The sequence below is a fragment of the bacterium genome (assembly GCA_019695305.1).
In the GTDB taxonomy this organism is placed as follows: domain Bacteria; phylum UBA10199; class UBA10199; order UBA10199; family JAIBAG01; genus JAIBAG01.
Genome location: JAIBAG010000012.1, coordinates 1 through 23188 on the forward strand (window position 1 = coordinate 1; position 23188 = coordinate 23188).

Annotated in this window: 17 protein-coding genes; 4 read left to right on the forward strand and 13 right to left on the reverse strand. The window is 42.0% G+C overall.

Annotated features, from left to right (window positions below):
* The 7 genes from K1X76_06900 to K1X76_06930 form a co-directional block, all read right to left on the reverse strand.
* A partial coding sequence (locus tag K1X76_06900; protein MBX7148800.1) for an NADP-dependent isocitrate dehydrogenase occupies nucleotides 1–724 on the reverse strand: 724 nt, incomplete at its 3' end.
* Nucleotide 725: 1 nt separating this feature from the next.
* The gene (locus K1X76_06905) at nucleotides 726–1478 is read right to left on the reverse strand and encodes a succinate dehydrogenase/fumarate reductase iron-sulfur subunit (protein ID MBX7148801.1); all 753 of its coding nucleotides are present in this window, start codon (nucleotides 1476–1478) and stop codon (nucleotides 726–728) included.
* 23 nt (nucleotides 1479–1501) lie between these two features.
* Nucleotides 1502–3424: a fumarate reductase/succinate dehydrogenase flavoprotein subunit gene (locus K1X76_06910; protein ID MBX7148802.1), complete on the reverse strand. Its 1923-nt coding sequence runs from the start codon at nucleotides 3422–3424 to the stop codon at nucleotides 1502–1504.
* A 4-nt stretch (nucleotides 3425–3428) separates the two neighbouring features.
* Nucleotides 3429–4115: a succinate dehydrogenase cytochrome b subunit gene (locus K1X76_06915; protein ID MBX7148803.1), complete on the reverse strand. Its 687-nt coding sequence runs from the start codon at nucleotides 4113–4115 to the stop codon at nucleotides 3429–3431.
* Nucleotides 4116–4236: 121 nt separating this feature from the next.
* Complete coding sequence (locus K1X76_06920; GenBank protein MBX7148804.1) at nucleotides 4237–5190, reverse strand: tetratricopeptide repeat protein; 954 nt, start codon at nucleotides 5188–5190, stop codon at nucleotides 4237–4239.
* On the reverse strand, nucleotides 5187–5483 hold the full coding sequence (locus tag K1X76_06925) for a divalent-cation tolerance protein CutA (GenBank protein ID MBX7148805.1): 297 nt from the start codon (nucleotides 5481–5483) through the stop codon (nucleotides 5187–5189). The genes K1X76_06920 and K1X76_06925 overlap by 4 nt, the downstream gene beginning before the upstream one ends.
* A gap of 77 nt (nucleotides 5484–5560) precedes the next feature.
* Complete coding sequence (locus K1X76_06930) at nucleotides 5561–7489, reverse strand: PAS domain S-box protein (protein MBX7148806.1); 1929 nt, start codon at nucleotides 7487–7489, stop codon at nucleotides 5561–5563.
* 91 nt (nucleotides 7490–7580) lie between these two features.
* On the opposite strand from K1X76_06930, the gene acnA reads away from it, so the two are divergent.
* On the forward strand, nucleotides 7581–10235 hold the full coding sequence (gene acnA / locus K1X76_06935) for an aconitate hydratase AcnA (GenBank protein ID MBX7148807.1): 2655 nt from the start codon (nucleotides 7581–7583) through the stop codon (nucleotides 10233–10235).
* An 8-nt stretch (nucleotides 10236–10243) separates the two neighbouring features.
* On the opposite strand, the gene K1X76_06940 is transcribed toward acnA, so the two are convergent.
* From K1X76_06940 to K1X76_06960, 5 genes are all read right to left on the reverse strand, one after another.
* On the reverse strand, nucleotides 10244–11170 hold the full coding sequence (locus K1X76_06940) for a diacylglycerol kinase family lipid kinase (protein MBX7148808.1): 927 nt from the start codon (nucleotides 11168–11170) through the stop codon (nucleotides 10244–10246).
* Between the two features lies 1 nt (nucleotide 11171).
* Nucleotides 11172–12293: a (Fe-S)-binding protein gene (locus K1X76_06945; protein MBX7148809.1), complete on the reverse strand. Its 1122-nt coding sequence runs from the start codon at nucleotides 12291–12293 to the stop codon at nucleotides 11172–11174.
* A gap of 10 nt (nucleotides 12294–12303) precedes the next feature.
* A complete protein-coding gene (locus K1X76_06950) occupies nucleotides 12304–13119 on the reverse strand; it encodes a hypothetical protein (GenBank protein ID MBX7148810.1) in 816 nt (271 codons plus the stop codon).
* Nucleotides 13119–14675: an FAD-binding oxidoreductase gene (locus K1X76_06955; GenBank protein MBX7148811.1), complete on the reverse strand. Its 1557-nt coding sequence runs from the start codon at nucleotides 14673–14675 to the stop codon at nucleotides 13119–13121. The genes K1X76_06950 and K1X76_06955 overlap by 1 nt, the downstream gene beginning before the upstream one ends.
* Nucleotides 14676–14738: 63 nt before the next feature.
* On the reverse strand, nucleotides 14739–17183 hold the full coding sequence (locus tag K1X76_06960) for a thrombospondin type 3 repeat-containing protein (GenBank protein MBX7148812.1): 2445 nt from the start codon (nucleotides 17181–17183) through the stop codon (nucleotides 14739–14741).
* A gap of 354 nt (nucleotides 17184–17537) precedes the next feature.
* Here K1X76_06960 and K1X76_06965 point away from each other — a divergent pair, with 354 nt between their 5' ends.
* From K1X76_06965 to K1X76_06975, 3 genes are all read left to right on the forward strand, one after another.
* Nucleotides 17538–18422: a ParA family protein gene (locus K1X76_06965; protein MBX7148813.1), complete on the forward strand. Its 885-nt coding sequence runs from the start codon at nucleotides 17538–17540 to the stop codon at nucleotides 18420–18422.
* 74 nt (nucleotides 18423–18496) lie between these two features.
* Nucleotides 18497–19270 carry a M48 family metalloprotease gene (locus K1X76_06970; protein ID MBX7148814.1) on the forward strand — a complete coding sequence of 258 codons (774 nt, stop codon included), beginning with the start codon at nucleotides 18497–18499 and terminating at the stop codon, nucleotides 19268–19270.
* Nucleotides 19271–19322: 52 nt separating this feature from the next.
* A complete protein-coding gene (locus tag K1X76_06975) occupies nucleotides 19323–22442 on the forward strand; it encodes an efflux RND transporter permease subunit (protein ID MBX7148815.1) in 3120 nt (1039 codons plus the stop codon).
* Here the strand turns inward: K1X76_06975 and K1X76_06980 are convergent.
* Complete coding sequence (locus tag K1X76_06980; protein ID MBX7148816.1) at nucleotides 22429–23103, reverse strand: SDR family oxidoreductase; 675 nt, start codon at nucleotides 23101–23103, stop codon at nucleotides 22429–22431. The genes K1X76_06975 and K1X76_06980 overlap by 14 nt on opposite strands.
* Between the last annotated feature and the right edge of the window lie 85 nt (nucleotides 23104–23188).

The window sequence follows — 23188 nt, forward strand, 5'->3', positions numbered from 1 at the left end:
TAAACTTCATAATATTACCTTTGTGCACGAGCGTTACATTTTTACGTTTTTGAGTGATGGCATATTCAACAGCCGAGCGTACTAAACGTTTTGTTCCTTCTTCAGAGACGGGCTTTACACCAATACCGGAAGTTTCTGGAAAACGGATTTTTTTAACACCCATTTCGTTCTGCAAGAACGCAATCATCTTTTTTACTTCGGGCGTACCCGCTTCCCATTCGATACCGGCATAAATATCTTCGGAGTTTTCACGGAAAATCACCATGTCGATATCTTCGGGGCGTTTTACGGGTGATGGTACACCGCTAAAATAACGTACAGGGCGTAAGCACACGTACAAATCTAAAATCTGGCGCAGTGCCACGTTTAAACTACGAATTCCTTTGCCCACGGGTGTGGTGAGCGGGCCTTTAATAGCAACGAGATATTCTTTAATTACCTCAGTGGTTTCATCGGGTAAAAAATTGGGAGGGCAATTTTCGCCATAGGTGGCTTTTGCTTTTTCACCGGCAAAAATTTCAAGCCAGTTAATTTTACGTTTACCGCCGTAAGCTTTTTCAACAGCCGCATCAAAAACAATGACGGACGCATTCCAGATATCCGGACCGGTTCCATCACCTTCGATAAAAGGGATAATCGGGTTATCGGGCACGGTTAATTTTCCGTTTTTAAGAGTAATTTTAGAGCCACTGGCAGGAATTTTAATGTTGTTGGAATAAGCCATACTAAATATCTCCACCGGATAAAATTGCTTTCCGGTATTCACGTTTCATTTTTGAAATAAAATCGATAGAAATTTCTTTGGGACACGCACTCGAACATTCACCAATGTTGGTGCAATTACCAAATCCTTCGGCATCCATGCGTTCCACCATTTTCACCACACGACGCGCGGCTTCGGCCTGTCCTTGTGGCAAAAGCGCCATCTGGCTTACTTTGGCCGCTGTAAAGAGCGAGGCCGAAGCATTGGGACAAGCACCCACGCAAGCCCCACAACCAATGCACGTTGCAGCATCCATCGCTAAATCGGCAATGTCTTTGGGAATAAGATGTGTGTTGGCATCGGGATGAGGGCCAGTTTTAGCCGAGGTATAACCACCAGCCATAATGATGCGATCGAAAGCGCTGCGATCCACCACTAAATCTTTCACTACCGGGAAAGCCTTGGCGCGCCAGGGTTCTACAACAACCGTATCACCATCTTTAAACGAGCGCATGTGCAGCTGGCAGGTAGCATTGCCTGTTTGAGGGCCATGAGCCTGGCCATTAATCATGCACGAACACATCCCGCAAATACCTTCGCGGCAATCGCTATCAAATTCTACGGGAGCAATGTTTTCCTTAATTAACTTTTCGTTTAATACATCGAGCATTTCCAAAAAGGACATGTCGGGTGAAACGGTATCGAGTGTGTATTTTTCCAGACGGCCCGTATCCTGATTATTTTTTTGGCGCCAAACTTCCAAATGAATGGTCATAGTTTTGGATGACATTTTATCTCCTACTTATAACTGCGCTGACTCAAATGCACATTTTCAAATTTTAATTCTTCCTTATGAAGCACTGGTTCTGCGTTGTTGCCCTTATACTCCCAGGCTGACACGTACGAAAATTGATCGTCAATACGCTGTGCTTCACCTTCGGGCGTTTGTGATTCTTCGCGAAAGTGTCCACCGCATGATTCACTGCGGTTTAAAGCATCGCGCGCCATCAGCTCGCCTAAATCAAAAAAGTCGGCTACGCGGCCAGCCATTTCGAGGTTTTTATTCAATTCTTCGTTACTGCCGGGAATTTTTACCGTCTTCCAGAATTCATCACGGAGCTTTTGAATTTTACCAATGGCGGTTTTTAATCCTTCGGCTGTACGTGACATACCCACATAATCCCACATGATAAAACCAAGCTCGCGATAGAACGATTCCACCGAACGCGTTCCGGTTTTGCTCACATCGAGTAATTTTTTGATACCGGCTTTTACTTCATCTTCGGCTTTTTTAAATTCGGGAGTGTCGGTGCTATTTTTCTGAGGTCCAATTTTAGCAAGATAATCACCAATAGTAGACGGGATAACAAAATAACCATCCGATAAGCCCTGCATGAGTGCCGATGCGCCCAAGCGGTTGGCACCGTGATCGGAGAAATTAGCTTCACCCAAGGCAAATAAGCCAGGGATAGTGGTCATGAGATGATAATCTACCCATAATCCACCCATGGTGTAATGCACCGCAGGGTACATACGCATGGGCGTTTTATATGGATCTTCGCCGGTAATTTGCGCATACATCTGGAACAAATTGCCGTATTTATCGCGCACTACTTTTTCGGTATCGCGCTTAATGGCGTCTCTAAAATCTAAATAAACCGCCAATCCACTTTCGCCCACACCGCGTCCTTCATCGCACATTTGCTTGGCATTGCGGCTGGCCACATCGCGAGGCACCAAATTACCAAAGCTTGGATACTTGCGTTCCAAATAATAATCACGATCTTCTTCGGGAATGGTGTTGGGGTCTTTTTTACAATCTTCTTTTTTCTTGGGCACCCATACACGACCATCGTTACGCAGCGATTCACTCATAAGAGTGAGTTTAGACTGATGATCACCGGATACAGGAATACAGGTAGGGTGAATTTGCGTGTAGCAAGGATTTCCAAAGAAAGCACCTTTGCGATAACAACGGAAAGCCGCTGTTACGTTGGAGTTCATGGCGTTGGTAGAAAGATAATACACACGGCCATAACCACCGGTAGCTAAAATAACTGCATCGCCGGCAAATTTTTCGATGGCGCCGGTTACAAGATCACGTGTGATAATACCACGCGCTTTGCCGTCAATCATCACAACATCCAGCATTTCGGTACGGGAATAGAGTTTTACTTTACCCAATTCAACCTGACGCATGAGCGCGCCGTAGGCTCCCAAAAGAAGCTGCTGGCCGGTTTGGCCTTTGGCATAAAAAGTACGGGATACTTGAGCGCCACCAAAAGAACGGTTGGCCAGTTCACCGGAATATTCGCGGGCAAATGGAACACCTTGGGCCACGCATTGATCAATGATATTGGCTGAATTTTGCGCTAAACGATAAACGTTAGCTTCGCGCGCACGGTAATCGCCGCCTTTAATGGTATCGTAAAACAAGCGATAAACCGAATCACCATCGTTGGGATAATTTTTAGCAGCGTTGATACCACCTTGGGCCGCAATGGAGTGTGCGCGGCGAGGAGAATCTTGTACGCAAAAACTTTTTACATTATAGCCCATTTCGGCCAGTGAAGCCGCAGCTGAGGCACCGGCTAAACCCGTGCCCACAACGAGAATAGTGTATTTGCGTTTATTGGCCGGATTGACGAGCTTTAAATCAAATTTGCATTTTTCCCATTTTTGGGAAAGCGGTCCATCCGGAATACGTGAATCTAATACCATGATCTTACCCCCGGAAATAAATCACGATGGGAATAAATAAAAATCCCAACGATAAAATAACAGCTAACAATGTGCTTAAATTCTGCAGCGTTTTGGTGTTACGCGCGCGTGTTAAGCCAAGCGACTGAAAAGCGCTCCAAAAGCCATGACGTATATGAAAACCAATAGCAATCATACACACCACATAAAAAATTACTTCGCCAGGCTCGCTAAATTCTTCCACCACTAACTTGTATAAATCACGGGTTTCTTCACCATGAAGTGTGGTGGTATAGCCATCAGCCATGCCTGGTCCAAAACGAAAATCGGCAATGTGAATCACCAGGAAAACAAGTAAAAACAAACCAGAAATCGCCATGTTGCGCGAACTTACCGTACTGGTAGCGGCACCTTTACCTTGTAATTTTTTATAATCTTCCGGACGAGAGGCTTTGTTTTTAATGGTCACGGCAATGGCTAAAACAATATGAAACAGAAAAAGGCCCAAAAGACCAAATTCGGCAACGGTCAAGAGTGGCCCATAGCTATGTAACTTTTGAACGTAAGTATTATAAGGATCGGGTGAGCTACTGTAGAGTGGTAAATTGCCCAACAAATGAGTGATAATAAAGCCCATCAGGGCTAAGCCTGATAAACCCATCAAAAATTTAAGACCTACCGAGGATGTAAATGCTTTTTTAAGTGATATCATAAACCCCTTTAATGCTAGCCGTTCTATAAAGTGCAGCTTAAGAAACCTTGAACGGGCGACATAAACCAAATAATAGCGCGGTGGTCAAGAAAATTGACGGCATTATCAGGACAGATACTTCTTAGTGCTGGCTGACTTGTTTTATCCTTTTTACCCTGTCTCTAAACTCGGCGGCTTTTTGAGGTTTGCCTGTTTTTTCGCAAAATAATGCTACTTTTTCATAAAGGGGAATTAAACGGGCATCGTACGGATCAAATGCTTTTTGTAAAATCTCCAAACCCTGATTGTAATGCTGCTCGGCCATGGCCACATTGCCCGAGTAATAATAATTGTCGGCCAAGGCCACAAGCCCCATGCCCACATTGGGATGTTCACGCCCATAGGTTAAAATATCAAAGCCAATGGCTTTTTCGTAGAGAGGAATGGCATCTTTAAACTTACCTTCCCTTTTATAAATAACTCCCAATTCCGACATAATACTGGATGACAATTCATTATCAAGACGCGTGGGGTTATTTTCCATAATACCAAGGGCTTTTTCATACAAAGGCTTGGCTGACGGATATTTACCCTGTAAAAAATAAGTATTGGCCAAAGCATAATAGGAACGGGCCAATTCGGTATCGTTTGGCTTTAATAGCTTTTCACGCAATACAATAACAACACGCGCTTCCGACTCGGCGTCCATATAACGGCCTGTTTTACGATACATTTCCGATAAATTGAGTAACGACACCAAAGTTTTGGGATCTTCATCTCCCAACTTATTTTTACGAATGGTGTAAGCCTGCATTAAATACTGGTCGGCTAAAGCCTGATTGCCTTGTTCAAGATACAGTAACCCTAAATTAGTAAGTGGAACCGCATACTCAGGGTCATCTAAACCAAATATTTTTTCGGATAATTTTAAAGCTTCAAGCGCTTTGGGAATGGCTTTTTCTAAATCACCTTTTTGATAATAGCGCAAAGAGTCGGCATTGAGTTGGTTGATTTTCTGCTTTTCGCGTTCCTTACAACAGGTTAACGCTAGCAAAACAAGAAGAACTATTCCAAATTGAGAACGGATAAATTTCATACTTTTGTTTGCGAAGCAATCCATTGTAAAAATGCAAGATTCCCATCCTTAATTGGAAGCGCCACCACACAAGGACACTCGTAAGGATGAAGTAATTTAACACGCTTAATAACGCGCTTTACAAGGCTAGTTTGCGTTTTAAGAATAAGTGCCACCTCGCGACTTTTTTGTATTTTTTTATCCCACCAATATACCGACTGAATACTTCCCAAAATATTGGCACAGGCCGCAAGCTTTTCGTGCACCATAGTTTGGCTTATAAAACGCGCTGTCTTTAAATTGGGAACGGTAATGTAAACAATAGAAAAAGCCACCTGCCTTTTGTAACAGGCTTAAAGGCAATGAGCTACTTTTTTTTAGTATTGTAAAATTAGGGATGTAAAAAATTTTGAGAATGTAGAGAAGGCTGCTTTTTTTTAAGCGCCTGCTTAATAGCTTCAACCAACCTTTTCTCGTCACAGGGTTTATATAAAAGTTCATCCACCTGAGCTTTTTTTGCTTTGGCTGTAATGCCGGTTTCTTGGCTTCCAGTAAGCACAATGATAGGCATAGACGCTGTATCGTGGTTTTGCTTTAACGCATAGCAGAGATCCCAACCACAGGCTGTATCTAGGACAAGTAAATTGGGGCGAAAGGTTTTTATTTTTTCTAATGCCTTTTCCGCCGACAAGGCCACGTCCACCACAAAGCCATGGCTTTGCAAATAAAGAGTCAACATCTGCAACAAAACACCTTCATTATCCACCAGTAAAATACGCGACTTACTAAAGCTTTGCATGTGCCTACTCGCATGATTCATTAATTGCTCTAAATCGTCACCATCGGCTAAATACATGGCTGTTCCCACTTGTATTTCATAGCCAGAATAGAATTGATCCGCATCAAGCATTTCACCCAATATATGAGAAATACGCTGTGCTATAGAGTAAGCTCCCTTGCGCGTTGTTTGTGCTAAAACAGAAAAACAATTAGCCAAAGTGTGCCTAAACAAAATATCTTCTCTACGTAAAATATCGTTTTCAATTGCATCGCCCAAACGCTCCATTAAAAACTGTAAGCCCTTCGATTCGTTTTTTACAGTTATACCCATTGGATCTTTAAGCACTACTTGCAAGTAAGCTAAATTCTGACCTTTATCGATGGCTGCCATAGACATTTTTTTGAATATCTTAGAGAAAAAGATAGCCTCATTATAAACAGGTAACACCATATTAAAAGTGGAACCCACCCCTTCTGTACTTTTGGCCCAAATACCACCGTGATGAAGTCTTACTATTTCTTTGGAAATAGTAAGACCTAGCCCTGTTCCTTTATAACCAGCACCACCAGAAGGACGATTAATTTGTACAAATTTATTAAACAGATCGTTAAACTGTGCCTCTGGGATTCCTTCACCATCATCTTTTACTGTAATTTGAATCAATTCACTTTTATTTTGCTCCATCAACATTTCCGAGCGCACATGAACAGGCACATCGTTTAAAGACACAATATTCAATTCTATGTTCACCCGTGAACGTGCATATCGTACAGCATTAGAAATTATGTTGTGAAACAGTTGCGTCATTAAAGTTGAATCGGCCAAAATATCGGGGATTTCTCTTGAATGAGTAGAAATAGTAATTTTCTTTTCAGGGCTTTCTGCCTGAAACGATTCTACAAAGCCGTTAATCATTTTTAATACTTCTAAACGTTCGTGCTTCATTTTTACATGGCCCGATTCAAGACGAGAAAGATCAAGTAAATTATTAATAATGCGTCCCAAGCGATCTACATTGCGGCTTCCAATTTCAATAACTTTTAATTGCTCTTTGGTTAATGCTCCCACAAAGCCATCGCGCAAGTTGGTGATAGCACCTTTTACAATGGTAAGCGGTGTTCTTAACTCGTGCGATACGGTGCCAATAAAATCATCTTTTAATTGATCTAATTTTTTGCGTTCACTGATATCGTGAACAAAAGCATTAAAAATAATTTCGTTTCCGTTTTGCGTTGTCCAAATACTTATTTCTACCGGAAATTCATTATGGTTTTTCCCCCACACTTTTGTTTCAAAACGTTTCTCAAAACCATGAGTGCGGGCTTCAGACAAAATAGAGGGATAAAGTTCAAAAAAGGAATGTTGTAGTTGAGTTGGAATAATAAGATCAACGAGTTTAGCGCCCACCACATCATCGTGGGAATAGCCAAACAAGTCGCAAGCTTTTTTATTAAAGCTTAAAACAAGGCCTTCTTCATCAACAGCAATATAACCGTCGAAGGCCGTGTCGAGTATGCGCCCGTAATACGATGTTTTCAAAACTCCCCTTACCCACCCGAAATCAATTGATTTATTGTAACACACTGGTATCTTAGCGCCCAATCAAAATCCTTGTTTTTAGGAGATATTTATGACCCCTTCACTAGATAGTTTTAAAACCAAAAAGAACCTCAAAATTGGAAAAACCACCTACTCTTACTTTAGCTTAAAGGCACTGGAAGCGAGCGGGTACAATATATCTAAGATACCGTTTTCATTAAGAATTTTACTTGAAAACCTACTCCGAAACGAAAACAACCTCTCCGTTTTTAAAAATGATATCGAAATTTTAGCCAAATCTGCTGGCAACCCAACCGAACACGAAATTAACTTTATGCCAGCCCGCGTCATTTTACAGGACTTTACTGGTGTCCCCTGCGTGGTGGATTTAGCCACCATGCGTGATGCCATAAAAGCGTTAGGCGGCGACCCTAAAAAAATTAACCCGCTTCAACCGGTGGAACTTGTGATCGATCACTCGGTGCAAGTAGATGCATACGGTTCGTCCAAAGCTTTAAAAACCAATATTGGTTTAGAATTTAGCCGCAACCGCGAACGCTATGAATTTTTAAAATGGGGACAAAACGCTTTTAACAATTTTAAAGTTGTTCCGCCCGATACCGGCATTGTGCATCAGGTTAATTTAGAACACTTGGGCCGCGTGGTAATGGCCAACGATAAAAACGAAATTTTTCCCGATACCGTGGTGGGTACCGATTCACACACCACCATGATTAACGGTTTGGGTATTTTGGGTTGGGGTGTAGGCGGCATTGAAGCCGAAGCGGCCATGTTGGGGCAACCATCTACCATGCTCATTCCGCAAGTTGTGGGTTTTAAACTTTTGGGGAAAACCCGTGAAGGAGTTACCGCCACCGACGTGGTGCTCACCATCACGCAAATGCTGCGTAAAAAAGGTGTGGTAGGAAAATTTGTTGAATATTACGGCCCCGGCATGCTCGATTTAAGCCTGGCCGACCGCGCTACCATTGCCAACATGGCTCCCGAATATGGTGCTACCTGCGGTTTTTTCCCGGTAGATAAAGAAACTCTCAACTTTTTAAAGTTAAGCGGGCGCAGCAAACAACAAATTGAACTGGTGGAAAAATACTTAAAAGCCCAAGGCTTGTTTGTAACCAAAAACACGGTTTGGCCCAATTACAGCGACACTTTAGAATTAGACTTAGCCTCGGTAGAACCTTCAATGGCAGGTCCTAGCCGTCCGCAAGACCGTGTTCTGTTAAAAGATGTGGCTGCTTCCTTTTTGGAAAAGAAAGAGGGACTGCGTCCCAAGGATTTCAAAGGCGAAGCCTCCAACGAATCGATTAGTTTTGGAAAAGTAACTCACGTGCCACGCGATGGTGATGTGGTGATTGCCGCTATTACCAGTTGCACCAATACGTCCAATCCTTCGGTGATGCTGGCTGCCGGTATTGTAGCTAAAAAGGCCGCCAAGCTGGGGTTAAAAACCAAACCCTGGGTTAAAACCTCGCTTGCTCCCGGATCACAAGTGGTAACCGGCTATTTGGAAAAAACAAAACTTTTGCCGTATCTCGAAAAACTCAATTTTCATGTGGTAGGTTATGGCTGTACTACCTGTATTGGTAATTCAGGACCACTGCATCCTACCGTTGGCGAAGCGTATAAAAAACGTGGGCTCGTAACCGCTTCTGTTCTTTCTGGCAATCGTAATTTTGAAGGCCGCGTGCATAGCGATGTGCGTGCCAATTATTTAGCTTCGCCTCCTCTTGTGGTGGCTTATGCTTTAGCCGGAAAAATTGATATTAAATGGGATAGCGAACCGCTAGGCCAGGATTCTAAAGGAAAGCCTGTTTTCTTAAAAGATATTTGGCCTACCAATAAAGAAGTAAAAGCAGCACTTAAATCCATAACCTCGGCTCTATTTGCCAAGCGTTACAAAAATGTTTTTGATGGCGATAAAAACTGGAAGGCCATTAAAGTTCCCAAATCCGAAACTTATGCCTGGGATGCCAAATCGACATATATCCGCCGTGCTCCTTACTTTGATGGCATGACTAAAACACCCAAACCTTTAAACGATATTAAAGCCGCACGGGTATTAGCTGTATTTGGAGATTCCATTACAACCGATCATATTTCTCCCGCCGGCAATATTAAAGCTTCAAGCCCGGCCGGGTTATATTTAAAAAATAACGGTGTGGCCGAAGTTGATTTTAACTCGTACGGCTCTCGAAGAGGCAATCACGAAGCCATGGTGCGCGGTACTTTTGCCAATGTGCGCATTAAAAACCAAATGCTTCCCGGTACCGAAGGCGGGATGACCAAACACATTCCAAGCGGTGAAACACTGTCAATTTATGACGCAGCTGTAAAATATCATGACGCAGGTACCCCGCTGGTAATTCTTGCGGGCAAAGAATACGGTTCAGGCTCTTCGCGCGACTGGGCCGCTAAGGGCCCGCACCTGCAAGGCATTAAAGCCGTCATTGCCGAATCGTACGAACGTATCCATCGTTCCAATTTAATTGGCATGGGCATACTGCCATTGCAATTCTTACCCGGACACAATCGCGAGTCTTTGGGACTTACCGGTGAAGAAGAAATTACCATTGAAGGTTTAACCAGCATGAAACCGCGTCAAAAAATGATGGTTAATGCGGGTGGCAAAAGCTTTGAAGCGCTCTCACGTGTGGATACACCGGTTGAAATGGAATATTTACGTCATGGCGGTATTTTGCAATACGTGCTGCGCCAATTGTTATGAGCAGGTCATCAGACCTTAAAGCGGATAGCTTTAGGCAAGAGCGTAAATTTTCCTGGCAAGTAACCCACAGTATCGCCGTCCATGTCCACAGGTAATTCCTGATTAGGGTACGCGGGTTTTAATTCTATTTCTTTTCCCCTGTAAAATTTGACTTCGGGTAATTTTAAATACTGCCCCGAGTATAAACGCGGCAGTTCGCGGATAGCGCGTGCCAAGGTAAATTTTCCAATAGACACCACATCAAAAATACCATCGTTAAGCCTGGCCATGGGAGAGGCATACATACCGGCCCCATAAAAGGGACCATTGGCAATCACCAAATTTAACACATTCAGAGCATGGTTTTTCCCATCTACCCTACAATTCATTTTTTGAATTCTGTATTCAATAAACGCACGGGCTAAACCATACATATAAGCACCCTTGGCTCCTCCCCAACGTGGCGCTTTATTGGAATGTTGATCAACAAGAACACCAATACCCACATACGCATTGTTTAAAAAATAAAGTGTTTCTTCCTGATGTTTTAAATTAAAAAGATGAGCCACACCTACATCCAGTAATTTTGTTTTGTTGCCGCTTAAATGTTTAATAGCCTGAGCCGGATCGCGTGAAATACCCAAGGCACGGGCCAAATCGCTACCACGGCCAAAAGGTAGAATTCCCAAAATGGCTTTAGGGTTAATAGCCATTTCATTTTCGTAAAAACCGTTTAAACATTCGCGCAATGTCCCATCACCACCAACGGAGATTACTTTTTCATACCCTTCTTTAAGCGCTTTACGCACCAAACTTGTAGCCTCACCCGGCTTCCGCGTAAAACCAACATTAAAGGAACGTAGTTCCCCTTTTAAGGCATGTGATAAATCTTTCCACGCTTTTTCCAATGCACCACGGGCAGCCGCAGGATTAACAATGATAATGGTTTTGGACATGCTACTCTTTTACTCCCTCAATACAGTCGTTGAGATAACTGATGGTGTCTTTAATCACCAAACGTTTTGAGTTTTTGCGAAACTTGTGGATGCACGACGGGCACTGGGTAACCACCATTTGAATATTGCGATCGTACACTTCTTCAAGCCTCTCTTTGGCAATAGCATCGGATGTATCTTTATTTAGAATAGAATAACAACCTCCCTGCCCCGAACAGCCGGTTTCTTTTCCATGATGATGGAATTCCTGCGGATGATAACCCGATACCTGGCTAATAAGCTCCCTTGGCAATTCAGTTTCACCCAAATAACGGCTTAGGTAACAGGGATCGTGATAAATAAGCTTGGTACGGATATTTTTTTTAATTTTATAATTTATATTATGAAGAAAAGGTTCCAAAAACTGATTAATAGTAATCACCTTTCCTGGCAAATCGAAGGCGTATTTTTTATACGTATTTTTTAATGTATGAATGCAGGTAGGCGAGCCGCTAATAATTGTTTTATACTTTTTCATGGCATGAAAATTAATTTCGGCCACATCCACAAACTCGTCTTCCATACCAGCCGACAAAAGAGGATAACCACAACACTGAATTGCTTCGGGATACACACTTACAAAATCAATTTTTAACTTGGCAAATAACTCAAAAGTATCACGGACCACTTCGGGGGCTTTGGCAATGGTGGTACAACTGGCAAAATAGGCTACCGGCGATTCCATGTGAATAAACTTTTCATCTACATAATCTTTAAGCTTGGTGAGTAAATCTTTGGCAAACGGATTATTATTACGATGAAATTTGGCCAAAAAGCCCGCAATTTCGGGAGGCGCTAAGCCTTGTTTTACAGCACGTTCGCGCACATCTTGAACAATAGGCGGAATCACATTGCCATGATCGCATTGTTCGGTACAGGCTTTACACGTAAGGCATTGGTAAGACAATTTGGCGACTTCGGCATCAAACGGAATGGCACCCTTACGCACCAAATTTAGAGTCTGCATCATACCCCAGGGCGAATGCGATTCGTTGCCGCCTGTTTTAACTACAGGGCAGGCGCTTTGACACAAACGAGGACAGGCAGAACAAAGTTCGAGTGTTTTTTCAAATTCTTCTAACATAAATTATCCCCTACCCTGCAATTTTAAGGCGTTTTAATTGAGCCATATTTTCCAGCTCCCGTTTTAATCTTTTTTCGGCCAAATTCTCTACATCGGCACCGTGTAAAAACAATTCGGCATTTTTACGGAAAGTTTGCTTAAAAAATTTTGGTTTTAATAAAAGTTCATCTAGCTTTTCGGTAGTTCCCAAACGTGTGGGCCAATAAAAACGATGTTTTAATTCTTCGCCCATATGCACCAAGGCTTCTTTTTTTGCTTCTAGCAAAGCACTTAAATCGGCTAATTTAAAAGCTACAGCTACTTTATCGGTTGTTTTTTGTCCTAACTCCGTCATTATAGTTTCAGTTTCTTCCTGATCAATAACACACAAAAACAAGGGACGAATAAACGATGTGAGCATGTTTCTTAAAAACTCAGAGGCTTCACTTACGTGGTCCAACAAACAAAAGCCCCATGCGGTTTTTTGAGGAAGTGGAAAAATACGAACAGTCACATTTTTAAAATGTCCAAAAATACCATCGCTCCCCACCAACATACGGCGTAAATCGGGGCCGGTGGCCGAACGGGGAGCAGATTTAAGAGTAAATTCCTGTCCAGAAGAAGTAACTCCTTCACCCCCCACACATAAATCCTCAATACCCCCGTGCTGCAAAAAATAATAATTGGGAATTCGCTCCGCTAAAACACGGGCGTAAGTCAAAGAAGCATCTTCCTCCACGGGTTTATAGCCCGAATAAAACCCTTCACTTAAAAGCATAGCTTCGCAGGCCGCAAGAGTAGTGCCGGTCGATACAGTAATGATTTGCGATATTTTATTAATTTCCATTATGCAGCTTTCTTTTTATCTTTTTTATCGCCATACAATTTACCGGGATTCATAATACCTAACGGATCGTACGTTTTTTTAAGAGCACGAAACAAAGAGGCACCTTCGCCCCATTCATCGGGCATGTACTTGGCTTTTAAACGCCCAATACCGTGGTGATGACTGATAACGCCTCCATATTTTTGGCAGGTGGTGAGTGCTTTTCCCCAAACCTTATCGTAAAGTCTTTCCGATCGACGTAGCCCTTTCATGGGAGCAACAAAAGTAAAATAAAGAGAACCGCCATCGGAATACACATGCGAGAGATGCGCCATCACAAAAACGCTACCCTTTAAGGCAGAAATCATTTTTTTATAAAGCGTATGGAGTTTATCCCAGGTAGCGGCAATTTCTATGGTGTCGGTAAAGGCACCGGCCGTAAATAATTTGGAGGCTTTATAGGAAACATGATACCTGTTTTGTAACCAAAATTTACCGGGTTCTTCACCCAAACTTTGCCCGCCTAAACCTAACGCAATAGAAGACGAAATTTTTTGTTCTTCCGTTACAACGCGCTTGTTGCCTTCCCATAAAAAAACCACCAAACAACCGGCATTAGCTACTCGGCTTGCTACCTGAAACAAAGACGGCACCTTAAGCCCCAAACGCAAACCAAAATTTTTGAGTTCGTCGCTAACCGGCTTAAAAAAACCAGGCCATTTCATTTTAGAATCGCCATGTTTGGACGAAAGGAGAATAAGCGTATCAAGTGAATCGTACAAGCGCACTACCGATGGCTTGATGCCCGATTGTAAAATACGACGGATGGCATCAATAGCCGTTTCCATGTTTGGGAATTTAAATCCTTCAAAAAGAGTAGCTTCGGGCAAGGGATACATTTTAAGACGCGCTTTGGTAATAATGCCAAGAGTTCCTTCGCTGCCTACAAACATCTGGTTTAAATCAAGACCCGATATATTGTTGATATTACGTGTACGAATAATTTCGCCAGTGCCGGTTACCACTTCAAAATCGTAAATCATGTCTTCAATTTTTCCGTACTTGGTAGACTGCTGCCCGGCCGAGCGCGCTGCCAAACAGCCACCCAGAGAGGCACACAGGATAGACGACGGCGTATGTCCTAAAGTAAACCCGCGGCGATTGAGTTCATCTTCAAAAACTTTTTGTAAAATCCCGCACTCGGCTTCCACCAGCATGTTTTGCGTATCAACCTTAAGAATGCGGTTCATTTTTTTAAGGTCGATGATCATGCCACCGTATATAGGGAGGGTTCCACCACACACACCCGAACCTCCACCATAGGGAATGATAGGAATTTGGTGACGTACGGCTACCTTAACAAGCTTTTGCACCTGCTCGGTAGTTTGGGGCCACACAATGATATCGGGAAAACATTCGGTTTTATTGTAATGATTTTGTAGCGCGCTCTTAAAATTGGAATCGCGGGAATAATTGAGGCGATCGATATGAGAAAAAGAAAGGTTATGAAGGCCTACAATTTCCTCAATTTTGGAAAGTGCCGTCTTTTTAAGCTTGGGCGGATCAATTTTCATCAAGGCGATGATGATATAGCCCTATTACAGATTGTCAAACGCCAAATTAGACTTAAAAACGCACCTTTATTGAGCGTCAGGCGCTGGCGTATATTCGTAACAACCAATGTCGATATGACCATCAGCCTGACGTGGATTGCCATCAAGATCCGTATCATAATATTTTAGCAAATCAGCTGGAATGGGATACACTCTAGCAGAAATAGCCGGGCCACCATGCACCTTATAGTTTTCAGATATGGACAAGCTTGCTTCAGAGGCCGAAACGTTATCGCTAGCAACTGTTGCACCCAAGGCCGCTTCCATATCGGCAACAGTATCATAGTAGCTATAATGCTCCTCAGAGCAGTGAACTATTCTTACTGAGTTGCAATAAGACTTATACGTTGCCAAGCATGCTATCACATCTCCAGCTTCCCTTGGGTTATAACCCGGATCATTATCACAAATATCTGTAGCGCACGATCCAATATATGTATCAATAGCCGTCTGATCGTCTCTTGCACTGGTAAGGTCTGAACATTCCGGGTTATCGTATAAAGAATCAATATCGCCATAAACCCCGGCATGCCCATATTGATCAGCATCAAAGTCCGAATCAAAAATATTATTTTTTACCAAATCAACAGTCCAGTTTTCTTCTGCAGCCGTTTCGGCCTGGGAATCGGGATCAATTTCTTGAATAGCTACCGACAAACCATTTTCTGTGAGAATAATGTTATTGGCTATTTTTATACTTCTATTATCAAAATTTTGAAGTTGAATAACACCTTCACCCTCACCATATGAATCGGTTTTAACAGTATTGTTAAACATGGCCAAGTTTGTATTACTCCCATTAAAAGCATTAATAGTATATGTTTTATTACCAGACCCCAAACTTATGGCCATATAATTGCCAACTACATTGGCTAAGGCAAGATATGAATCAACAGACTCTATGCCAATGCTTTTTGAGCCCGTTTGATAAGACGTGAATATTTCATCTTTAATAACAATTTTGTTTTTAATTATTTCAAACCCGTATCTTAACATTTTGATACCGTAGTTACTTGTTGCCGATGCAATGGTAATCTCATTATTGGTGATAGAGGCAAATGTCCCTGAAAAGGTTTTACCTTCTTCTGCACAACTTACATAAATACCATATAAAAGCGTGCCCGGCACATCAAGCTTCACTATGTTTTTATGAATATTTAATTCAACCAAATCATCCAAATCTGCTTGTTCAATTTTTATAGCAAACACTTCTGAGGGTGTGCCGGTTCCAGTTGCTGTACTAATATTGTTATTTACAATATTGATGGTTGGATCTGCATGAAAGTGTGTAAGATCTTCAATATTTATATAAACAATTTGATTAGTCATGGATGCAGAAGCTTCATTCACGATAACAGAATTCTGCAAGGTAAATTTTACGTGATCAGTATCGGGAGCATCATAAGAAACAGCCTTATACCCACCTTTTACACGCATATTGATACCATCCACTATCACATTAGCTCCGGTAATATTAAAAAGGGTACTTTTGTCGGCCGTTAGAGATGTAATATGTGTGGGATAACCTTGAGTATTAAAGTCACGGGTTACGTGATCGATAGTATCACAAGCGGCTAAACCGGTGTTTTGATTTGTACAATAATAACCACCTAAAATTGAAACTGATTTACTTACATTAAGAGCTGCATCTACTTCACTATCGCCATTAAAAACAACAAGCGTGCTTCCATCTACTACCTTGTCGTCACCTAAGGCTTCAGCTAAATTTGTATAAGGATTTGCTAAACTTCCTTGAGTGCCATTAAAGGTAGTGCCTGAATAACCTAATTTAACAAAAACGGCCTTATCTATATCACCCTTATCACCGTCACAGTTATAATCGGTGCCCAAAAATACTTCAGGCTCCTCAGAATCGGGATGCACTAACGGGTCACTATCATCACAATCTTCCCCATTCCCACCATTGGCACTCCCTTCATATCCATCACCATCTTTATCTTTTGCACAGGCAAGCGGATTTTGATCGTTATTGGGTATACGCGGGCAGTTATCTTTGTTATCACAAATTTTATCAAAATCACTATCACCACCCAAGGCATCACAAGCCGTTTCACAAACATCACCACGGCCATCACCATCGGCATCCTCTTGGTCTTTATTTGGAGTACCGGGACAATTGTCACACATGAAAGTCCCTTTATCTTTATCGGCACAACCATCTAAATCATCAAAAAATCCATCACCATCCTCATCACACTTTGCCGTAAACGGAACAGTTTGTACTCCTTCTGTTTTACCCGATAACAACGCAGCTGCTGCCACTTCCTGGTCGTAAGCAACATCAGGATTAAAATCACACCCGTCAGTAATGCCATCGCAATCGGTATCGCCGATACCACATTTAGCACCTTCTCCTTTATCCGGACCATTACCACCCGACGACCCGCCACCGCAGGCAATAAAAGTTAAAAGAAGTAAAATAACACCAGTTAAAGGGATGGACTTTTTCATAAATGTGGACCTCTCATTAAAGATAAGCAAACCCAGTGCCAAAAACCCTTTAAGAATACGGTTTTAATGCTTTTTTTAAGTTCTCCCCATACGGTGCCAGGCACGCCTATAAAATATTGATAAATAACAATATTTTACTTACAACTCTCCAAAAAACCGCTCATAACATAACAAAAAGGGGGCTCTGTATGTGATAAGCACCCCAACAACAGAGCTTAAAACGTCAAAAATTTGTGGGGTTTATTCCTCAAAACGGGAGAAAAACCCCTCTTTTAAATTGCGTCTTGAAAAAGAAAAGGACCTGTATCATAAGGTGGAAAAGGGGTTCTTCAATTTTTAACCAAGGAACAAGGTATGATTACAGAAAAGATTAAGGAACTCATTAACCAGGAAATTTCTAAAAATAGTGTTGGGCAAACCGAAGGGAATAAAAAAGCCAAAGTAATTGCCATCTGCTCGCAAAAAGGCGGCGTGGGTAAAACAACCACGGCTGTTAATTTGGGTGCTGCACTCTCGCAATTTCATAAAAAAAGAATTTTAGTGGTAGATCTCGATCCACAGGGCCATGTTGAAAAATCTTTGGGAGCCATTATTCCCGAAGGCGTAGAATACACACCACTGTCATCAATACTCATTGCTAAAAAAGGAAATATTTTAGACTCGGTAATAAAAACCGATATCAATTCGTTTCATATTACCCCCGGCGATAAAGCTTTGTACGAAACTGAAGGGGTGCTCACCACCAAAATTGGTCGCGAACTTATTTTGTCGCAATCGCTTAAATTAGCACGCACTCATTACGACTACATCATTTTAGACTGCCCTCCCAATTTGGGCAATTTAACCATCAACGCACTCTGCGCCTCCGATTACGCCATCGTTCCCTGCGAAATGTCGGTTTTGGCTTTTGAAGGGGTAACCGATTTACTTGAAAGTTTGGAAATGATTAACGAGCGCCTAAACCCCAAGCTTAAGGTGTTGGGCGTTTTGTTTACACGCGTAGACGGCCGCAACATCACCATGAATGAACTGGTGGAACAAAATTTAAAAAGCTTTTTTAAAGGAAATATTTTTAAAAGTCGCATCACGGTAAATACCGATCTTAATAAAGCCCAACTGGAGGGACGTCCGGTTTTTGATTATTCGCCCTCTTCCACGGGTTCTAACAATTATCAGCACTTTGCCGATGAATTACTCAAGCAAATTGCCGGACGTAAAACCAAGGAAGCGCGCTCCTAAATTGTTATAAAAAAATAACGCACAAATAAGATGATGGGCTTGTCATGATCTTTTAAGGGGCCTATAAAGAGAGAATGAAAAAGTTTTTATTTCTCTTTGTTTTTATTTCTTTTACAGGCTGTGGATCGGGCCTTAATCTTTTTTCTATTAGTGACGATCGTAATTTTGGCGAAGACATTAGCCAAGAAATTGAAAACGACCCCGATACTTACCCCCTTTTAAACCGTGATGACTACCCCGAAGCCTATGCCTATTTAGAAGATATCCGCGATGAAGTTTTAAACAGTGGCGTTGTGGATCATCGTGATGACTTTGACTGGGAAGTTCACATCATTAATGACGACGAAGTTTTAAATGCCTTTGCTACCCCCGGTGGCTACCTTTATTTTTACACAGGGCTTATTAAATTTTTAGACACCGAAGACTCACTAGCAGGCGTGATGGGTCACGAAATTGCCCACGCTGCCGAACGGCATTCTACCGAAATGCTCACCACCCAATATGGCGTATCCACACTCCTCGCCATTTTACTAGGACAAGATCAAAACATTTTGGTAGACATAGCCCAAACTTTTGCCACACTTGATTATTCGCGTGAAAATGAATCTGATGCCGATGAACATTCTGTGGCTTACCTGGCCGGAACATTCTATGCCTGTAACGGCGCCGCCGACTTTTTTGAAAAACTTATCGAAGAAGACTTAGACGGTGGCACTCCCGAATTTTTAAGTACGCACCCCAGCCCCGAATCACGTGTAGACAACATCAATAGCCTGGCCAATGAAGAAGGTTGCGATACCACACCCTCTGGACGTGATTATGACGCTTTTAAGGATATGTTGCCGTAGTTAAATCATTATTTGCCCCTCCCCAATCAATCTGCTAGTTCTTTAATTATTCATGAAGCTTTCTGAATTTTCAGTTAAAAACCCGCTCGTCACCAATTCTCTTACTTTTTTTATCATCATTATTGGCCTTATTTCTCTTTTTAATATCGAACGTGAAGCTTTTCCAAACTTTTCGTTTGATATTGTCACTGTGCGCACCAATTATATTGGAGCCTCACCCGATGTAATAGAAAAGCGCATCACCATCCCCATCGAAAAAGAAGTACGCGAGGTGGATGATTTAGATGAAGTGGGAAGCATTTCGATTGAGGGCATGTCGCTACTCATCATCAAATTAAATCCTAATGCGTCCGATAAAAATAAAATTATCAGTGATATCGAACGGGCTGTTGAAGAAGCCGAAGATTTGCCTGCTGATCTGGATAAAAGACCGGTTGTAAAAGAAATAAAAGTAAAAGACACACCGGTTTTAGAAGTGACTTTATCAGGCGATTTACCCTATAGCGCCATCCGCGAACTGGCCAAAGATTTGGAAGATGAGCTTTTGGATTTAAACGGTGTTTCAGCAGTAGCACGCCGAGGCTTTAAAGACCGCGAAGTGCATGTGAATGTAAATCCCGATAAAATGAAAGACTATAAAATTTCATTCCCGCAAGTGATGGCAGCGTTAGCTCAAAAAAATATCAACGTACCGGGTGGTCTTTTAAAAGGAGAGAAAAAAGAACTGATTATCCGTACCAACGGCGAACTTGAAAATAAAGAGGACGTGGAGAATGTGATTATTCGAGCCAACGATCAAGGCCACTGGGTGCAAGTAAAAGATGTAGCCAAAGTAGAAGATGGTTTTGCCGATGTGCAAACCAAAACACGCACCGATGGCCGCGAATCGATTAATTTACAAATTATTAAAGATGATTCGGCCGATGCTATCCGCCTAAAAAAGAAAATTACCGACAAAATTGAAAATTTTATCGCCAAAAATGAACCCAAACTCAAATACGGTATTGTGGAGGATATTTCATATTACATTGAACGACGTTTGAGTGTACTGACCTCTAACGGGTGGATTGGCCTTATTTTAGTATTGGTGCCGCTTGTCCTATTCCTTTCGGTGCGCATTGCCATTAGTGCCGCTATCGGTATGCCGGTAGCTCTCTTAGGCGCTTTTGCCATCATGTACTGGACGGGCATTTCAATTAATCTCATCTCCATGTTTGGGCTTATTATGGTTCTGGGGATGCTGGTGGATGAAGATATTGTGGTGGCCGAAAATATTAACCGTTACTTGGAAAAAGGTTACTCACACGAAGAAGCCTCTATTAAAGGGGCCGAAGAAGTAGTCCCTGCCATAATTTCGGTAGTGCTTACTACCATCATTGCTTTTGTTCCCCTCCTGATGATGACGGGTATTTTTGGAAAATTTATTGGCGATATCCCCAAAGTAGTAATCATCACACTTTTTGTATCTGCCTTTGAAGCACTTTTTATTTTACCTTCGCACATTTCTGATTTGCACCGGGCGAGTGGAGATAAAAAAGTAAAAATGCTCGAAAAAATAAAACAGCATCATACTTTTAATCGAATTCGCGATGCCTATATCCGTACTCTTAAAAAGTGTTTAGATAAACCCAAGCTTACATTAGGCATTTCTTTTGGAATAGTTGTGTCAGCTTTTATTTATGCAACTTTTGGACTTAAATTTATTTTATTTCCAGCCAAAGGCATTGAACAATTTTTTATACGAGCTAAAGCGCCTGTAGGAACACGCTTGGCCGTTACAGAAGATTTAATACTGCCACTTGAAAAAATGGCTGCGTCGCTTCCTAAAAACGAACTTGATCACTATGTAACCGAACTTGGAATTATTCAAAATGATCCCGGCGACCCTTTTACCGAGCGCGGCACTCATTTAGCCCAGGTAAAAGTTTATTTAACCCCTGAAAACGCGCGCAAACGTTCGGCCGATGACATCATGGACGATTTTAGAAAGCATTCCCCCCAAATCCCTGGCTTCACAAAAATTTATTTCGATCCCGTGAAACCTGGCCCTCCCGTAGGAAAGCCGGTAGCGGTTAAAATTAAAGGTGATGATTTTGAAACCATGGCAAAAATTGCAGACCTTTTTAAAGAGGCACTTACTACCGTAAAAGGAGTAAAGGACATTACTGACGATTATGAACCGGGCAAGGGCGAACTGATGATGGAGATTGATGAAGATAAAGCTCATCAGGCAGGCCTTACGCTTGACACTATTGCTCTTAATATCCGTCATGCCTTTGAAGGAGGCAAAGCTACCACCATTCGTAAAACGGATGACGAAATTGATGTGGTGGTACGCTATCCCGAAAGTGAACGATTTAACAAGGAGGCCCTTGCTAATTTGGAAATTCCCAACCCATGGGGAGGCATGACACCAGTGAATAAAATTGCCACATTTAAGGAAGCCCCAGGAACACTCTCCATTAAACATCTCGATTTTAAACGCGTGCTTACCGTTACCGCCAATGTAGATGAAGACATTACAACATCGGGCAAGGTAAATGCTTATTTGGAGGATAAATTTCAAAATATTTCTAAAGAGTATCCCGGCTATATTATCCACTACGGCGGAGAAGAAGAAGATACGCAAGAATCGATGGCGAGCCTCTTTCGCGCCCTCATTATTGCCATGCTGCTCATTTTATTTGTACTTCTTTTTACCTTTGGCAATTTAAAACAAACATTGATTTTGATGTTGATGATTCCCTGCGGGATGGTGGGAATCATTTTGGGCTTTGGACTGCATGGTGAACCACTTACATTTTTAGCAATGCTGGGAATGGTAGGATTAACCGGTGTGGTGGTGGATGGTGGCACCCTAATTTTTCTGCATATTAATCAGATGCGCAAAGAAGGCATGCCCTTAAAAGAAGCTATTATTGAAGGATGCTTGGTTCGCTTCCGTCCTATTTTTTTAACCACACTCACAACAGTTTTAGGCGTTTTCCCCGCCGCCTACGGTATTGGAGGCAACGATCCCTTTATTACGCCTATGGCTTTAGCCTTAAACTGGGGTTTGGCCGGTTCCATCTTTTTTACTCTTTTGTTTATCCCTACAGTTTATTATGTGGTCATGAGAGGAGAAGAAAAAATAAAGGAACAGTTTAAAAAATATTTTCCTACCAAGGAATAGTTTCTCCTCTAAAATCAAAAAATTTTCCTGTATCACGAAGCGACAAACTCTCTATTACTTGAGCTAAACCACTTGCCGATTCCTGCGGCGTGGTGGGCGCATTCATACCACCCATATCGGTTTGCACCCAACCCGGATGAAGCACCACACAGGTGATTTTAGAAAATTCGATAGAAAGTGATTTATTAAACATATTGAGGGCTGTTTTAGACATTCTATATCCATAAGCAAAACCACTCGTGTTATCGGCAATTGAACCCACCTTGCTGGAAATTGTGATAATTTTAGGATGGCCAGAACGCTGTAATAACGGTAAGAAAGCACGCGTCACACGCATAGTTCCCAGTACATTCACTTCAAAAGTTTTTTGTACTTCGGCAAGAGAGAGTTCTTCTAAGCCCACATTATATTCGGTAAGCACGCCGGCATTGTTGATGAGCACATCAATCACCTGAATTTCTTTTTTTACTTTTTCTATACTCGTTTCATCATTCACATCCATCTTAAATATAGAAAGAGTGGCGTGATTTTTTTTAAGCTCGCTTAGTGCGGGAGAGAGTGTACGATACGTGCCCAAAACTCGATGACCTTGAGATAACAGCTTAGCTGCCAGTGCCAAACCAATTCCCTTGTTGATTCCGCTGATAAAATAGGTACTCACAGATATTCCTCCATGCATGTAAAAATAGTATATACAAATCTTCTAATTGGTATATACTATGGTTATGTCAGAATATATACAAAAA

What these genes read in the sequence shown, in the direction of transcription:
- K1X76_06905 (MBX7148801.1), bottom strand. Translation starts at nt 1,478, where the DNA reads ATGACCATTCATTTGGAAGTTTGGCGCCAAAAAAATAATCAGGATACG.
- K1X76_06910 (MBX7148802.1), bottom strand. Translation starts at nt 3,424, where the DNA reads ATGGTATTAGATTCACGTATTCCGGATGGACCGCTTTCCCAAAAATGG.
- K1X76_06960 (MBX7148812.1), bottom strand. Translation starts at nt 17,183, where the DNA reads ATGAAAAAGTCCATCCCTTTAACTGGTGTTATTTTACTTCTTTTAACT.
- K1X76_06915 (MBX7148803.1), bottom strand. Translation starts at nt 4,115, where the DNA reads ATGATATCACTTAAAAAAGCATTTACATCCTCGGTAGGTCTTAAATTT.
- acnA (MBX7148807.1), top strand. Translation starts at nt 7,581, where the DNA reads ATGACCCCTTCACTAGATAGTTTTAAAACCAAAAAGAACCTCAAAATT.
- K1X76_06965 (MBX7148813.1), top strand. Translation starts at nt 17,538, where the DNA reads ATGATTACAGAAAAGATTAAGGAACTCATTAACCAGGAAATTTCTAAA.
- K1X76_06950 (MBX7148810.1), bottom strand. Translation starts at nt 13,119, where the DNA reads ATGGAAATTAATAAAATATCGCAAATCATTACTGTATCGACCGGCACT.
- K1X76_06970 (MBX7148814.1), top strand. Translation starts at nt 18,497, where the DNA reads ATGAAAAAGTTTTTATTTCTCTTTGTTTTTATTTCTTTTACAGGCTGT.
- K1X76_06940 (MBX7148808.1), bottom strand. Translation starts at nt 11,170, where the DNA reads ATGTCCAAAACCATTATCATTGTTAATCCTGCGGCTGCCCGTGGTGCA.
- K1X76_06920 (MBX7148804.1), bottom strand. Translation starts at nt 5,190, where the DNA reads ATGAAATTTATCCGTTCTCAATTTGGAATAGTTCTTCTTGTTTTGCTA.
- K1X76_06945 (MBX7148809.1), bottom strand. Translation starts at nt 12,293, where the DNA reads ATGTTAGAAGAATTTGAAAAAACACTCGAACTTTGTTCTGCCTGTCCT.
- K1X76_06975 (MBX7148815.1), top strand. Translation starts at nt 19,323, where the DNA reads ATGAAGCTTTCTGAATTTTCAGTTAAAAACCCGCTCGTCACCAATTCT.